Source organism: uncultured Tissierella sp., assembly GCF_902479755.1.
In the GTDB taxonomy this organism is placed as follows: Bacteria; Bacillota; Clostridia; order Tissierellales; family Tissierellaceae; genus Tissierella; species Tissierella carlieri.
In genome coordinates this window covers 23,147-38,864 of record NZ_CABSQO010000022.1, presented here as the reverse complement: position 1 = coordinate 38,864, position 15,718 = coordinate 23,147, and the positions used below count along the sequence as shown (strand labels likewise).

14 protein-coding genes are annotated in these 15,718 nt (G+C 30.0%); all 14 read left to right on the top strand.

Translation table 11 applies throughout. The features are described from left to right. Positions 1 to 15: 15 nt before the first annotated feature. The 14 genes from mfd (at position 16) to hpt (ending at position 15,718) form a co-directional block, all read left to right on the top strand. Positions 16 to 3,534, top strand: a complete 3,519-nt coding sequence (gene mfd / locus RDK80_RS12370) for a transcription-repair coupling factor (protein ID WP_308524426.1) — start codon at positions 16 to 18, stop codon at positions 3,532 to 3,534. Positions 3,535 to 3,583: 49 nt separating this feature from the next. Further along, positions 3,584 to 4,525: a peptidylprolyl isomerase gene (locus tag RDK80_RS12365; RefSeq protein ID WP_216560803.1), complete on the top strand. Its 942-nt coding sequence runs from the start codon at positions 3,584 to 3,586 to the stop codon at positions 4,523 to 4,525. A 168-nt stretch (positions 4,526 to 4,693) separates the two neighbouring features. Next, a complete protein-coding gene (gene spoVT / locus RDK80_RS12360; RefSeq protein WP_216560801.1) occupies positions 4,694 to 5,245 on the top strand; it encodes a stage V sporulation protein T in 552 nt (183 codons plus the stop codon). Positions 5,246 to 5,418: 173 nt separating this feature from the next. Further along, complete coding sequence (locus RDK80_RS12355; RefSeq protein ID WP_308524425.1) at positions 5,419 to 7,065, top strand: polysaccharide biosynthesis protein; 1,647 nt, start codon at positions 5,419 to 5,421, stop codon at positions 7,063 to 7,065. Between the two features lie 27 nt (positions 7,066 to 7,092). Continuing rightward, on the top strand, positions 7,093 to 8,553 hold the full coding sequence (mazG, locus tag RDK80_RS12350; protein ID WP_308524424.1) for a nucleoside triphosphate pyrophosphohydrolase: 1,461 nt from the start codon (positions 7,093 to 7,095) through the stop codon (positions 8,551 to 8,553). 90 nt (positions 8,554 to 8,643) lie between these two features. After that, positions 8,644 to 8,922, top strand: coding sequence for an HU family DNA-binding protein (locus RDK80_RS12345; protein WP_094902646.1), 279 nt, complete (start codon positions 8,644 to 8,646; stop codon positions 8,920 to 8,922). A gap of 44 nt (positions 8,923 to 8,966) precedes the next feature. Beyond that, positions 8,967 to 9,209, top strand: coding sequence for an RNA-binding S4 domain-containing protein (locus tag RDK80_RS12340; protein WP_308524423.1), 243 nt, complete (start codon positions 8,967 to 8,969; stop codon positions 9,207 to 9,209). 67 nt (positions 9,210 to 9,276) lie between these two features. Next, positions 9,277 to 9,555 (top strand): sporulation protein YabP, encoded by a 279-nt coding sequence (gene yabP / locus RDK80_RS12335; protein WP_094902648.1) that lies wholly within the window; start codon positions 9,277 to 9,279, stop codon positions 9,553 to 9,555. A 20-nt stretch (positions 9,556 to 9,575) separates the two neighbouring features. Continuing rightward, positions 9,576 to 10,043, top strand: a complete 468-nt coding sequence (gene yabQ, locus RDK80_RS12330) for a spore cortex biosynthesis protein YabQ (RefSeq protein WP_308524422.1) — start codon at positions 9,576 to 9,578, stop codon at positions 10,041 to 10,043. A gap of 47 nt (positions 10,044 to 10,090) precedes the next feature. Then, positions 10,091 to 10,417, top strand: a complete 327-nt coding sequence (locus RDK80_RS12325; RefSeq protein ID WP_235601354.1) for a septum formation initiator family protein — start codon at positions 10,091 to 10,093, stop codon at positions 10,415 to 10,417. Between the two features lie 68 nt (positions 10,418 to 10,485). Continuing rightward, positions 10,486 to 10,902, top strand: coding sequence for a S1 RNA-binding domain-containing protein (locus RDK80_RS12320; RefSeq protein ID WP_094902652.1), 417 nt, complete (start codon positions 10,486 to 10,488; stop codon positions 10,900 to 10,902). A 289-nt stretch (positions 10,903 to 11,191) separates the two neighbouring features. Continuing rightward, positions 11,192 to 13,519: a stage II sporulation protein E gene (gene spoIIE / locus RDK80_RS12315; RefSeq protein ID WP_308524421.1), complete on the top strand. Its 2,328-nt coding sequence runs from the start codon at positions 11,192 to 11,194 to the stop codon at positions 13,517 to 13,519. A 152-nt stretch (positions 13,520 to 13,671) separates the two neighbouring features. Beyond that, positions 13,672 to 15,051 carry a tRNA lysidine(34) synthetase TilS gene (tilS, locus tag RDK80_RS12310; RefSeq protein ID WP_308524420.1) on the top strand — a complete coding sequence of 460 codons (1,380 nt, stop codon included), beginning with the start codon at positions 13,672 to 13,674 and terminating at the stop codon, positions 15,049 to 15,051. A 130-nt stretch (positions 15,052 to 15,181) separates the two neighbouring features. Next, complete coding sequence (gene hpt, locus RDK80_RS12305; RefSeq protein WP_094902658.1) at positions 15,182 to 15,718, top strand: hypoxanthine phosphoribosyltransferase; 537 nt, start codon at positions 15,182 to 15,184, stop codon at positions 15,716 to 15,718.

Genomic DNA, 15,718 nt, shown 5'->3' with positions numbered 1-15,718 from the left:
CGAAGGAGTGAAGGTATGCTAAATTTTTTAGTAGATCCGCTAAATAACTTAGATGTTTATAATAAGCTGAAGACAGATATAGAAAAGAAGAATAGTCCTATGGCCACTTATGGTATTATTGATGAAAGCATAGGACATATTCTTTATGCCCTAAGGGAGCATACTAAAAGGCAAATACTATTGGTAACTTACAACGAGGTAAGAAGTAGAAAGATTTATGAAGATATAAGAAACTTAGGAAATAATAATGTATTTCTGCTTCCAAAAAGGGAATTAGTTTTTTATGAAGTAGATGCCTTCAGCTATGAAAGTACCAATGAAAGGCTTGGGATTGTATCTAGACTTGTAAAAGGCGAAGATTTATTATTAGTTACCTCTATAGAAGCCATATTTCATAAGCTTATGTCTAGAGATGTTTTGAAGTCCTATTCCCATGAATTGAGATTAGGAGAAGAAATAAACTTAGATGATTTAATTAAGTTGTTGACAGATGGTGGATATGAAAGAGTAAATATGGTGGAAGGTATAGGACAGTTTAGCTTAAGAGGTGGAATTATGGATTTCTTTCCGCCATATAGCGGGAACCCTATTAGAATTGAATTGTTTGATGAGGAAATTGATTCTATAAGGACTTTTGATATTACGAATCAAAGATCTATTGAAGTCCTCGATTATACATTCATATTTCCAGTAAAAGAAACTTTGATATTAGATGAATATAGAGAGAATATAATTGACAACTTGAATAAAGATTTAATTAAATCTTTATCTAAGTCAAAGATTAGTGTAATAGAAAAAGAAAACTTAGAAAGTAAGTTTAATAAATATAAGGAGCATTTAACTGAAAAATTATTTATATCTAATATGGATATGATAATTCCTTATATACCAAAAGAATATCTGTCATCTATAATTAGTTATTTAAAAGAAGACGCAATAATTTATATAGACGAGCCTAAAAGAATAGAAGAAAGTGTAAAAAATGCTGGAAGTGATTTTAATCTAAAGTTTACAGACCTCTATGAAGTTGGAGAGGTATTACCTTTACATGCCAATATTCTTTATAGTTATGATGAACTATTAGAAGAAATAAAGAAAAGAACATGTATCGCAAATAGTGCACTTTTAAGTGGAGATAATAGTTTTAAACCTAAAGTAATTCATAATTTCTCCGTAAAAGGAATGCCATCTTATCATAATAAGATGGATATTTTAAAAGAGGATATCGATCATTTTAAATATAGAGGATATAAAATAATTATACTTTCAGGAACAGAAGAAAGAGGTAGAAGGCTTTATAAAACATTATTGGAAATGGGTATAGAATCAAACTTTATGATAGATAAAAATGCTGAGATTAAGTCCTCACAAGTTTTTATTACACCTGGTAGTATTCATGGAGGATTTGAATATCCAGCTTTAAAGCTTATTGTTATCAGTGATAAAGAAATATTTGGTGCGGGAAAGAAAAAAACAGGGAAATTAAGGAAAAAAGATCCTAGCAAATCCATTAGCTTTTCTGATTTGAATGTTGGCGATTATGTAGTACATGAAAACCATGGAATAGGTAGATATGAAGGTGTAGAGCAGCTTAACATTCAAGGAATAAAGAAGGATTATCTTACTATAAGGTATAAAGGCGAAGATAAGCTATATGTACCTATAGATCAAATGCATTTAATCCAGAAGTATATCGGCTCTGATAGCATAAAACCAAAAGTAAATAAACTATCTAGTTCAGAATGGGCTAGAACTAAGGAAAAAGCTAAGAAGGCTGTAGAAGATATGGCTCATGATTTATTAGAGCTATATGCAAAGAGAGAGAGTTATAAGGGATTTGTTTTCTCTAAGGATGGTGAATGGCAACGACAATTTGAAGATTTATTCCCTTATGAAGAGACAGAAGGACAGTCTAGGAGTATTATAGAAATCAAGAAGGATATGGAAAGACCAAAACCAATGGATAGACTTCTTTGTGGTGATGTTGGATATGGGAAAACGGAAGTGGCTTTAAGAGCAGCATTTAAAGCTGTCATGGATGGAAAACAAGTAGCTTTTCTAGTACCTACTACTATTCTTGCACAGCAGCATTATAATACAATAATGGAGAGATTTACCAATTTTCCCGTTAAAATAGCTACCCTTAGTAGGTTCAGAACTAAAGCAGAACAAAAACTTGCAATTGATAGCATCAGAAGAGGTGTTGTTGATATTGTAGTAGGTACTCATAGATTATTATCTAAAGATGTTTCTTTTAATGATTTGGGTTTATTAATAATAGATGAAGAACAGAGATTTGGCGTAAAGCATAAAGAGGCACTTAAAAAATTTAAAGAAACAGTGGATGTACTTACTCTTACAGCTACACCTATACCTAGGACATTACATATGTCCTTATCAGGCATTAGAGATATGTCTGTTATTGAAGATCCTCCAGAGGAAAGGTATCCCGTACAAACCTATGTTGTTGAATTTAATGAACAAATGATCAGAGATGCAATACTAAAGGAAGTTGGTCGTGGAGGACAGGTTTATTTTGTATATAATAGGGTCGAGACTATAGATAAGATTGCTTCCATGCTTAGAAAATTAGTACCAGAAGCAAAATTCTCCATAGGACATGGTCAAATGAGTGAGCGAGAATTAGAGAAGGTAATGGTTAGCTTTTTAGAAAAAGAAGTGGACGTTCTAGTATGCACTACTATTATTGAAACAGGATTAGATATTCCAAATGTAAATACTATAATAATACATGATGCTGATAAGATGGGACTATCTCAACTATACCAACTTAGGGGAAGGGTAGGAAGGTCTAATAGGATAGCTTATGGATACTTTACCTATGAGAAAAATAAAGTGTTATCAGAGGTAGCGGAAAAAAGACTTAGAGCTATAAAGGAATTTACAGAATTTGGTTCAGGTTTTAAAATAGCTATGAGAGACTTGGAAATAAGAGGTGCAGGAAATCTTCTAGGATTAGAACAGCATGGTCATATTGAGGCCATAGGATATGATTTATATGTAAAGTTCTTAAATGAGGCTATTAGGAGACTGAAGGGTGAGAAAGTCGAAGAACATATAGATACTACAGTTGATATAAAGGTAGATGGGTATATTAAGTCTAGGTATATTGAAGATGAAGAACAGAAGATAGAAGTGTACAAAAAAATCGCTTCTATTTCTAATATGGATGATTATAGGGAATTACTGGATGAACTAATTGATAGATTTGGAGATTTACCTAAGGAAGTTGAAAATCTAATGGATATTTCTTACATCAGGTATTTAGGAAGTAAAAATAATATTAGAAATATAATCCAAATAGACAAAGAGGTTATCTTAGAGTTTAGCTCTACAGAAAATATATCAGTTGAGCTGTTGCACCTCTTATCTACTGAATATGGAAGAAGATTATCATTTGATTTATCTACTGAACCATCCTTTAAATTTAGGTCAAAGGATAAAATTTTAGATGAGTTAAAATCTTTGGTTGAAAAAATTAATGGTTTTAATCATAGAAAAAATAATATATAATAGATAATGAATGCAGATTTAATAAATAGACTTAGAAAGGATGTTAGTATTGAACAAAACAAGAAGTAAAAGATTTTTAATAATAGGATTATTATTGGCACTTATTTTAACTGTAAGTGGATGTAATAGTAAAGAAGAAGGTCTTGTTGCAAAGGTAGATGGAGAAGGAATCACAGTGGAAGAATTTGAAAGTGATTTTCAAGTATTTAAAAGAATATATGAGCAACAGCTTGGTGAAGATGCTATGACTCAAGTTGGAGAAGATGGTAGAATCTTAGGGGAAAGCCTTAAAGAAAATATAATTGAAAAATTAATAATGGAAAGACTTGTGGCAAAAGAAGCGAAGGATATGAATATAGAAGTTACTCCAGAGGAAATTCAAAAACAAATGGAAGAATATATTACCCTTATGGAAGGACAAGAAAAGTTTGATGAATTTTTAAAGAGTAATCAGTTATCAAAAGAATTTTTTGAGGAAAATCTAAGAAAAGAGTTACTATTTAATAAACATAGAGAAGCTTTTATAGATAGTACTTCTATAGATGAAAAAGAAGCCAAAAAATATTTTGATGATAATAAAGAAAATTTAGTTGTAGTAAAAGCATCTCATATTTTAGTTAAGACTGAAGATGAGGGTAAGAAAGTATTAGAGAGACTTAAAGCAGGAGAAGATTTTGGGAAACTCGCAGAAGAGGTATCTATTGATAAGGCATCTGCTTTAGAAGGTGGAAGTCTAAACTACTTTGGTAAGGGAGATATGATTGCTGAATTTGAAGAAGCTGCTTTTGCTTTAAATCCTGGAGAAACCAGTGATTTAGTTCATACTGAAGTAGGGTATCATATTATTCATGTTGAAGATAAAAAGGATACTTATGAAGCATTAAAGGATGATATAATCGGACTATTAAAAGATAATAAATATCTAGAAAAAATTCAAAAATTAAGAGATAACTCTAAGGTTAAGATTTATTTAGATATTAAAGCTAAATAATAAAAAACATGTTAATATCAAAGGACCTGACATTATGTCAGGTCTATATTTTTAACTTTAAGTTAATTAATGTAAATACTTTAACCTAATCTTACAAAGATGTATAAAAATTTCCTTTTAGTTAAATAATAATCTCACTACACAATTATTGTTATAGGAGGTTAACTAATGAAGGCTACAGGAATTGTTAGAAGAATAGATGAATTAGGTAGAGTTGTAATTCCGAAAGAAATAAGAAGAACCTTGAGGATAAGAGAAGGAGATCCTCTAGAGATATTCACTGATAGAGAAGGTCAGGTTATACTTAAGAAATATTCTCCTATTGGAGAATTAAATGAGTTTGCTCAAGAGTATTGCGATTCTCTTCATGAAAGTACAAATCATACGGCTATGATATCAGATAGGGATTTTATAATAGCTATATCTGGAGGATCTAAAAGAGAATATTTAGAGAAAAGAATTAGCCCAGAGTTAGAGAAGTTAACAGAAAACAGAAGTACTTATTCAACTAATGATGATAATAAACCTATGAAAATAACATATGAGGACCCTAATCAGGATAAGTACACAGCACAAGTTATTGCACCTATAATTATGCAAGGTGATCCTATTGGATCTGTGATATTAATATCGAAAGAATCAAATGCAGTTATGGGTGAATTAGAAATAAAGTTGACAGAAACAGCAGCAGGCTTTTTATCTAAGCAAATGGAAAATTAGTAGACCTACCCATAAGGGTAGGTTTATCTTTTATAACGAATAGAAAAATTTTGCTTTAAATGAATTTCGAAAAAGGCTATCTTAATAACAGTTGATAGAAGCCTTTTTTACTTGTATTATTTTATTAAATTAAATGATATAATATAAAAGATTATGTTTTAGGGGGAAATTTCATGACTAAGAAAAATAACTTCCTGAGGGGAGCGGCTATTTTAAGTATAGCTGGAGTAATTGTAAAGATTTTAGGTGCAGTTTATAGAATACCATTATCAAATATAATAAAGTCAGAGGGTATGGGATATTATCAAACAGCCTATCCTTTGTACACACTATTGCTTACTATATCTACAGCAGGCTTCCCTATAGCCATAGCTAAATTAGTATCAGAGAAAAGAGCAGTAGGAGATTTTAAGGCCGCATATAAGGTTTTTAAGGTAACCCTCTTAGGATTAACAATAGGAGGATTATTGACTTCTTTATTCTTGTTTTTTAGAGCAGAAAGTATAGTAGATAGACTTGGAAATAAAAATGCCTATTATGCCTTGATTGCACTAGTACCAGCTTTATTTTTCGTACCAATTATGTCGGCTTTCAGAGGATTTTTTCAAGGAAGACAACTAATGGTACCAACGGCCTTATCTCAAATAGTTGAGCAGTTATTTAGAGTAGGGGCAGGATTAACATTAACATATTTGTTATTAGATAAAGGAATTCCCATGGCAGCAGGTGGAGCATCATTTGGAGGATCTGCAGGAGCTATAGCAGGAGCTGCTACTATGGCACTTATTTATTTTTATGGAAGAAAAGAAATTAAAAAAGAATTAAAGAGCAGCATAGATACTGATGAGTATGAGATAAATCAAATTATAAAGGACCTTCTTATAATAGCTATTCCAATTACAATAGGTGCTTCTATTGTGCCTATTATGGATTATATAGATTTAGAACTAGTACTTACAAGACTTCAAATTATCGGGTATACAGAGGCAGAAGCAAATGGTTTATATGGAAACTTAAAGGGAATGGCACAGACATTAATCAATCTACCTCAAGTATTTTCTATAGCCATATCAATGAGCTTAGTACCTGCTGTATCTGATGCAAATGCCAGAAAAAATAAGAAGGAGATGGAATCTACCATTGCTTCAGGGATAAGGATTACTCTATTAATAGGATTGCCATGTACATTAGGATTATTTGTACTAGCAAGACCTATAATAGAATTGTTATATTATAAGAATGATGTGGCAACTATAATTAATGTTAGTAATTCTTTATCTATTTTAGCCTTTAGTGTAATATTCCTGACAATGGTTCAAGCACTATCTGCTATATTACAAGGTTTAGGTAGACCTGGTGTACCAGCAATTAATTTATTTGTTGGAGCAGTGGTTAAAATCTTTCTTTCATATACTTTAACTGTTATACCAAGCATAAATATTTATGGTGCGGCCATCTCTACTGTTGTGGCTTTTGGGATTGCAGCTATTTTAGATTTAATTAGTGTAATAAAATATGCTAAGATAAGATTAAATATTAAGGATATATTCATTAAGCCATTTATTGCATCATTAGGTATGGCCATAGCAGCATTTATCTCTTATTTGGGATTAATTAATATTGTAGCTAAAATAAATGCTGCAAATGAAATGATAACTAGACTAGAAAAACTTTCTACACTAGGTGCAGTCTTAGTTGGTGTTATAGTTTATGTGGTACTCTTAGTTCTAACAGGTTCTATTACTGAAGAGGACTGGAGTTTATTACCTAAAGGTGATAAAATAGGAAAAAAATTAGAAAAATTTAAATTAATTAAATAGTTAAGGCATATACAAAGGAGAAGAGTTATGGGTAAAATATATATAATAGGTTTAGGGCCTGGAAGCATTGACTCTCTTACGTTAGGAGCGGTAGATAGAATAAATGCAGGAGATAAAAATTTTTTAAGAACAGAAAAACATCCCACTGTTAAATATTTTGTAGATAAAAATATTCCTTATCAATCATATGATTTTTTATATGATACTAAAGATAGTTTTGGACAGGTATATGAGAGGATAGCTGAAGATTTAATTGAAGAATCCAAGAAAAATTCAAGTATAAATTACTTGGTACCTGGGAATCCTTTAGTTGCAGAGAAAACTGTAGAGCTTTTAATGGAGAGAGAGGTAGATATAGAAGTAATATCTGGCATGAGCTTTATTGAACCTATGATTGAGTTAGTAGGAAGGGATCCAATCAATGGTCTTAAAATAGTAGATGGTGCAGAATTTAATGGATTAATAGTAGATATTAATGTAGACATGATAATCACACAAGTGTATAATTATAGAATAATATCTGAAGTTAAGATTATACTATCAGAGATTTATGGTGATGAGTATAAAGTCTATTTAGTCAATAGTGCTGGAGTGAAGGAAAACGAGAAAAAGCACCTTGTACCTATCTATGAATTGGATAGATTTGAAGAAGTTGGGCCTCTAACTAGTATATTCGTCCCAAAAATAGACAAAAAGCATAAGAAAGTATTTGATTTCAATGATTTATTGGGTATAATGAAAATATTGAGATCTGAAAATGGCTGCCCCTGGGATATGGAGCAAACTCATGAATCTATACGCCAATCGGTAATTGAAGAAGCTTATGAAGTAGTTGATGCAATTGATAAAAATGATATTGATGGACTTATGGAAGAATTAGGTGATTTACTGCTTCAAGTTATATTTCATTCGCAAATTGCATTTGAAGAAGGGGAGTTTAGTCTATATGATGTAACATCATCACTTGCAAATAAATTAATTTATAGACATCCACACGTTTTTTCTCAAAAAAGTGTGGAAAACTCTGAAGAAGTAGTATATAATTGGAATATGCTAAAATATGCTAAAAGGGATATCCATAGTTTCACAGATAAACTAAAAGATATACCAAAGCTACCAGCTCTCATGACCAGTTTTAAAATTCAAGAAAAGGCAGCAGAAATTGGATTTGATTGGGACAATATAGATGGACCATTAAATAAAGTAATTGAAGAGTATCAAGAGGTCTTAGAAGCTATGGAAAAATTTGGAGGGGGTGATCAAAGAACAGAGGAGGAATTAGGAGATTTACTTTTTGCAATAGTTAATCTTTCTAGATTTTTAAAAGTAAATCCAGAAGTGGCTTTAAATAGAACTATAAATAAGTTTATTAAGCGATTTGAATTTATGGAGGAAAAACTAGGAGAACTTGGCAAAAAATTCGAAGAAATGACCTTAGATGAAATGGATGAATTATGGAATCAAGCAAAAATACATAAAATCCATTAAAATGCTAACAATTATATAATAAAAGAAGGATTTTTTAAATTTATATAGAATTACTAAATTAAACAATAAAACTATGAGGAGGAAATTATTATGAACAAAGCTGAATTAGTGGCGAGTATAGCAGAGAAAAGTAACTTAACTAAAAAGGATGCAGAAGGTGCATTAAACGCATTTATGAAAGCAGTAGAAGAAACATTAGCAAAAGGAGAAAAAGTACAACTTGTTGGTTTTGGTACTTTTGAAGTAAGAGAAAGAAAAGCTAGAGAAGGTAGAAACCCTAGAAATCCAGAAGAAGTAATTAAAATAGCAGCTTCAAAAGCACCAGTATTTAAAGCAGGAAAGGCTTTAAAAGAAATAGTAAATAAATAATAAAATCAGGTCTCTGACCTGATTTTTTTATCAGGAGGATTAATATGAGAATTGATAAATTTCTAAAGAATGCAAGAATTATAAAAAGAAGAACTATAGCCAAGGAAGCATGTGAACAGGGTAGAGTATCCATAAATGAAAGACAGGCTAAACCTGGAGATGAAGTTAAGGTTGGTGATATAATTAATATTACCTTTGGGAATGAATCTATGAAGATTCAAGTTTTAGATATATCAGATAATGTAAGAAAAGATAATGCATTAGAATTATATAAGAAGATAGGATAAAGACTTTGTAATAAAAGTCTTTTTTTTTTCATAAATATTAGTAGTCGAGAAAATGGAGGGGATAAGAATGACTGAAAACAAAATTAAATTTAGAAATCAAAATATAGTAATTGAAGATAGGGATAGGATGACAGTAACAGGTGTAGAGCAGGTGGAAAGTTTTAATGATAATACGATCGTATTAACAACTGTAAAGGGAGGAATGACCATAAAGGGAGAGGGTCTAAATATATCTAAACTAAATTTGGATGATGGCAGTGTGAAAATAGAGGGAAAAATTAATGGAGTAAACTATATGACTAAGGATGCAACACCAAAGAATATAATGGGTAAGATATTCAAATAAATCTATTTAAGGAGAAGAAAATGGATACTTCATTAATATTAGAAATACATATGTTCTTTACTGCTATTTATGGAGGATTGATAGCTGGGTTTATTTATGATATATATAGGACAATCAGGTATTTTTCTAAGCCTAGTAAATTTATTACTTACCTAGGTGATCTTTTACTTTGGACAGTAATTGCTTCCGTATCTTTTTATGTCCTTATAAAAATTAACTGGGGAGAGATTAGGGGATATATTATACTTGGATTTATTTTAGGTATTTTTGTATATTACAAGATATTTAGTAAGTTTATTTATACAATTTGTATTAAGATAGGAGGAGTCATAAAAAAAACTACAATGGGAATTATATCTTTAATCTTATATCCTTTTAAATTTTTGAAAAGTAAGTCATCTCCAGCTCTAAAAAAAATAAAAAAAGTTCCGATAGAAATCATAAGACAAACAAAAAAATATAAAAAAATAATTTCTACAAAAAAATAGAGGATTTTTTAAATTTTTGTAGAATAGTATATATAGGTGGTGATAGTGTGAAAAAAAATCGAAAGAAGAAAAAAATAAAACTAATGCATATAGCAGTTTGGTTTTTATTTATATATGTGGGAGTTATATTTTGGAATCAAAGGAATTTGATGAAGAATTTAGAATTTAAAAAACAAGAGATTGCATCTGAAGTTCAAGCTTTAGAAAAAGATATAGAGAATTTAAATAAAGAAATTGAAAATAGTGATAGCTTGCAATTTGTGGAAAAGGTAGCAAGAGACGATTTAGGAATGGTAAAACCAAGGGAAATAATTTATATTGATAAAAATAAAAAGAAAAATCCTTTCTTAAGTGTTATAAAGAACCAGAACTAATTGACATTGAAAGATTTCTAATATATACTAAACTAAGAAAATTATTTTTAAGGAGGAATCATTAATTTATGCCGGTATCCGTAGGAGAAGTAGTTGATGGCACTGTAACAGGGATAACAAACTTTGGAGCCTTTATTCAACTACCAGAAGGGAAAAGTGGACTTGTTCATATTTCAGAGATATCACAAGATTACGTGGAAAAAGTAAGTGATCATTTAAAAAAAGATCAAAAAGTTAAGGTTAAGATTCTGTCAATTTCAAATGAAGGCAAAATTAGCCTTTCCATAAGACAAGCAAAGCCTAAAACTACAAAGCCAGTTGAGATTGAGTGGAATAAACCAGATGACAAACAAAAGTATATGTCTTTCGAAGACAAGATTAGTAAATTTTTGAAAGATAGTAATGAGAAACAAGATCAATTAAAAACAAGAGATAATAGAAGAAGTAGTATTAAACAAAAGAAAATGAGTGGAATAGATTCATAAAACCGGTTAAATCCGGTTTTTTTATTTTTTGATTTGCTCTTTACTACAATAAAACTACAAAATTATACATTTAATATAAAAGCAGGTGCTTACAGTTATAAACATTGAAAATATAATACTTAGGAGTTAAAGTAAATAATATTAAGATTTCCTTAGGAAAACTTAAGGTTATAGGACATAGCCATGTTTTATGTCTGAAATTTCTTAAAAGTACATACTGTGATTTGACAAATTATTAATACTTATTTTGCTAGTATTGAATTAAATACAAATAACGGGAGTGATTTTTATGATGAGGACTGATTCTTTAACTGCTAAAAGATCTTGGTACGATTTAGGACTTAGGATGGATAAAGGTATAATCATAACAATGATTATGGGATTTTTTCTAGCTCGAGCAAATATACTTAATAAGCTTACTCCTTTTGGATTTGCATTTTTATCTGCTTATATAATAATGAAGAGCTTGAATATTCACATATTACTATCAGTGCTAGTTGGAACCTTAACGATACAGGGAGCAAGAGGAGTAAGTTATATATTGGCTTACCTTTTGATTTATATCTTTTTTGCTCTGTTAAAGGAAGAAAAATCCTATTCCTTATTAAAAGCATCCTTGGTGGCAGCTTTAATATTTACTAGCTGCAGAGTTCTTGGGGTTGTATTAGGGAATACAATTTTTATTTATGATCTATTTTTAGCCTTGTTTGAAGGAATAATTGTCTTTACTATGACCTATATTTTTTCTTTTAGTCTTCCTATAGAAAGAACTGGTGGAGCAATTTTAAATAATGAAAAAACAATTTGTTCCTTTATAACATTGGCACTAGCATTAGCAGGAATTAAAAATACTATGATATTAGGCATTGCAATCAAAAACTTAGTTAGTATAGTCATAATATTATATTTATCCTATAGCTATGGAGCATTTTTTGGCGGAACTACAGGAATAATTCTGGGTATGGTAGCCTATATATCCCATCCAGAAATGCCTTTTATTATAGGAATATTTGGAATTGCAGGATTATTATCAGGCATATTTAAAGACTTAGGAAGTTTTGGGTCAGCATTAGGATTTTTACTTGGAAATGGAATTATTTCTTTTTATATAAACGGATTAGGAACGTCTTTTCTTAATTTTAAGGAAATAATAATAGCAACATTATTCTTTTTAATGAGTGTAGATAAAATAGGCATAAAAGTATCAGAGATATTTAATATGGATTTAGAGTTTAAGAAAGATTATGCTCAGAAGAGAGATGAAATTGTAGTTAAAAAGCTGAATAGAATGATTGAACTATTTAATAACTTAAGTGCTACATTTAAAGAATCTGCAGAGGAAAGAGAGTTTCACTCTACAGGAGAGGTATATAGCATGGTGGACGGCATAGCGAATTGTATATGTACAGGCTGTTCCAAATATGAAAGTTGTTGGGAGAGAAATTATTACAGTACTTATCAGAATTTTTTTAACCTAGTAGCCCTTGCAGAAATAAAAAGTACTGACAATGAATCTGTTGATTCAGAAGCAAGGAAGTTTTGTATCAGACATGGAGAAATAATAGAGGCTGTAGATAGAGCTGTAGAAAGACTTAAACTAAACCATAACTGGGAATTGAAATTAAGGGAAAACAGGATTTTATTATCAGAGCAATTAGATGGGGTTGGTAAGGTAATACAAAATATAACTACAGATATTTATACAAATCCTACATTTAATAAAGAAATAGAAGAGAATTTATATAAAGACTTAAAAAATAATAGGATAGATATTAAAGATGTATCTGTAGTACAAATAGGAGAAGAAGATTTCGAGATATTTATAGATTTAAATACACCAGTAAGAAATGATAATAAATTAAAAGCGATGATATCTCAAAGCTTGGATTTTCCGGTGATAAGTGATTCTAGTTTTAATAGTATATCTAACAGAAGGCAAAGGTTTAAACTTTTAAGATCTAATAGATTTAGTGCTATGACTAAAATGGCAGTTTTGTCTAATTCAGAGAATAAAATATCGGGAGATAGCTTTACTTTTGGAGAAATTGAAAACACTCATTATTCAGCATTAAGTGATGGAATGGGTATTGGAAGAAGAGCTAATGAAGAAAGTAAAGTGGCGATTTCTCTTTTAGAAAGGTTGATGGAAGCAAATGTAGATAAAGATATAATACTGAAGACAATAAATTCTGTTCTAAGAGCAAAATCTAACGAAGAAATGTTTGCCACTTTAGATATTTCTTTTATAGACTTGTATCTAGGTAAATTACAGATGATAAAAACAGGGGCACCTGCAACTTTTATAAAAAAGAAGGATAGAGTTGAAATAATTAATTCTGGGACTTTACCTGTAGGGATATTAAAAGATATTGATTTCAATCTTTATGAGGAGTATGTTGAAGATGGAGATATTATTATTATGATGTCAGATGGAGTATTAGATGCAAATAGAGATATAGAGAATGCAGAAGTTTGGATGAAAGATATCATAATAAATATAAATAGTATCAATCCTCAGACTATAGCCAATGAAATATTAAAAAGAGCTCAATTGACGGCATCTAACACTAGAGATGATATGACAGTTTTAGTAACAAAAGTTTGGAAAAACGTATAAAATAGTAAATATAAAATAGTAGGTAATATCTTTGGTTTATAAAATAAGGTTGCAAAGAATAAATATTATTCATGCAACCTTAAATTCTGTTGACAATTAGGTTATAATAAGGGTATAGTTCATATTAAGTTCTATAATTAAGGGTGGTTATTTTGAAAAATAAAGTATTATTTACTATTAGGGAGTATAATTTGATTGAAGAAAATGATAATATAGTGGTGGGAGTTTCTGGGGGACCAGATTCTATGGCGCTGCTATATGTTTTACTGGAGATTAGAAGTTTAATTAACTTTAATATACATGTTGCTCATGTAAATCATGGTGTAAGAGGTGAGGATGCTAAATCAGATCAACTATTTGTTGAAAAGATTGCCAAAAAACTTAATTTACCTTATTATACTAAGAATGTAAATATGATTGAGTATGGGAAAGAAGAAGGAATATCAGCTGAAGAAGCTGGAAGAGAATTACGATATGGATTTTTCAGAGAAATCCTTTCCGAATCAGGTGGAAAGATAGCCGTAGCTCATAATATGAATGATCAAGCAGAAACTTTATTTATGAGGTTTTTGAGAGGAACAGGAATTGATGGATTAAAGGGTATGGATTTTATAACTCAAGATATAATTAGACCAATACTGGGTATAGATAGAAAGGAAATTGAAGCATATATAGATAATAATAAGATAGAAACCGTATTGGACAAAACAAATTTAGAACCTATTTATAGTAGAAATAAGATTAGATTAGAGTTGATGCCTTATATAGAAGAAAATTTCAATCCTAATATAGTAAATACTCTTTGGAGGATGTCTAGAATTTCTTCTATGGATAGTAGGTTTTTAGAAGAATTTTCTGAGGGAAGATATAATATTATAGTGAAAAGTCAGGATAAACATAGTATAATTTTAGATGGTGAGAAATTATTACAGGAGCATAGAAGTATTCAGCAAAGGGTTATAAGGCATTCTATATTAAAAATCAATGGTTCTTTACAGGGAATTACAGAAACTCAAATATCTTCAGTTATAAATCTTTTTATGAACTCCGATACAGGAAAAGAAGTTCATTTGTCAAATAATATAGTTGGTAAGATTAGTTATGGGGATTTGATAATTAAAAACGATATTGAAAAAGAGGTAAAGAAATATCTATATAGGTTAAAATTTCCAGGGTTTAATGATCTTGAGGATATAGGGTATTCATTTAATATTGAAATTCTTCCTATGAATGATGGTTTTACTATGAATAAGGGTACAAATATTAAATATTTTGATTTTGATATGATTAGAGGGAGCTTAGCTGTAAGAAATAGATTAGATGGAGACAGATTGATGCCATTTGGTATGAGAGGTACAAAAAAGCTTAAAGATTATTTTATTGATGAAAAAGTTCCGAAGGAAATAAGAGATAAGATTCCTTTAATAGTAGATGATGAAAATATTTTATGGGTAGTAGGATATAGGATTAATGATTTATATAAAATTACTAAGAAAACAAAAAGAATTTTATCCATATCTTATAATCTATAGGAAAGTTCTTACTCTATAATTTATGTTAATATGAACTTGACCTACATAGATTCCCAAAAGGCAACCTTATAATGTTTCGATAGAAGCCTTTTTAATAATTAATTAACAATACATAAGAAGGAGGATTATAATGGAAAATATAATCAAGAGCGTATTAGTAACAGAAGATGAAATTGAAGAGAAGGTAAAAGAACTAGGAAAACAAATTATGGAGGACTATAAAGGTAAAGATTTAATTTTGGTAGGGATATTGAAGGGTGCTGTTATTTTCATGTCAGATTTAGCTAGAAATATAAAGATGCCAATAGGTATGGATTTTATGGCTGTGTCAAGCTATGGAAGATCATCAACTTCTACTGGTGAAGTTAGAATAATAAAGGATTTAGATTTTAGTGTAGAGAATAAGGATGTACTAATTGTAGAGGACATAATAGATACTGGCTATACATTAGCTTATTTAACAGACAATTTAAAGAAAAGAGGAGCTGCATCTGTTAAAGTTTGTACTCTTTTGGATAAACCAGAGAGAAGAAAAGTTGATGTATCTGTAGATTATTTAGGCTTTGCTATTCCAGATGAATTTGTAGTAGGATATGGACTAGATTATTCTGAAATAGGGAGAAATCTACCTTATGTAGCAGCACTTAAGGAAGAAGTATATAGTTAG

What these genes read in the sequence shown, in the direction of transcription:
- mfd (WP_308524426.1), top strand. Translation starts at nt 16, where the DNA reads ATGCTAAATTTTTTAGTAGATCCGCTAAATAACTTAGATGTTTATAAT.
- spoVT (WP_216560801.1), top strand. Translation starts at nt 4,694, where the DNA reads ATGAAGGCTACAGGAATTGTTAGAAGAATAGATGAATTAGGTAGAGTT.
- RDK80_RS12355 (WP_308524425.1), top strand. Translation starts at nt 5,419, where the DNA reads ATGACTAAGAAAAATAACTTCCTGAGGGGAGCGGCTATTTTAAGTATA.
- mazG (WP_308524424.1), top strand. Translation starts at nt 7,093, where the DNA reads ATGGGTAAAATATATATAATAGGTTTAGGGCCTGGAAGCATTGACTCT.
- RDK80_RS12345 (WP_094902646.1), top strand. Translation starts at nt 8,644, where the DNA reads ATGAACAAAGCTGAATTAGTGGCGAGTATAGCAGAGAAAAGTAACTTA.
- RDK80_RS12340 (WP_308524423.1), top strand. Translation starts at nt 8,967, where the DNA reads ATGAGAATTGATAAATTTCTAAAGAATGCAAGAATTATAAAAAGAAGA.
- yabP (WP_094902648.1), top strand. Translation starts at nt 9,277, where the DNA reads ATGACTGAAAACAAAATTAAATTTAGAAATCAAAATATAGTAATTGAA.
- yabQ (WP_308524422.1), top strand. Translation starts at nt 9,576, where the DNA reads ATGGATACTTCATTAATATTAGAAATACATATGTTCTTTACTGCTATT.
- RDK80_RS12320 (WP_094902652.1), top strand. Translation starts at nt 10,486, where the DNA reads ATGCCGGTATCCGTAGGAGAAGTAGTTGATGGCACTGTAACAGGGATA.
- spoIIE (WP_308524421.1), top strand. Translation starts at nt 11,192, where the DNA reads ATGATGAGGACTGATTCTTTAACTGCTAAAAGATCTTGGTACGATTTA.
- hpt (WP_094902658.1), top strand. Translation starts at nt 15,182, where the DNA reads ATGGAAAATATAATCAAGAGCGTATTAGTAACAGAAGATGAAATTGAA.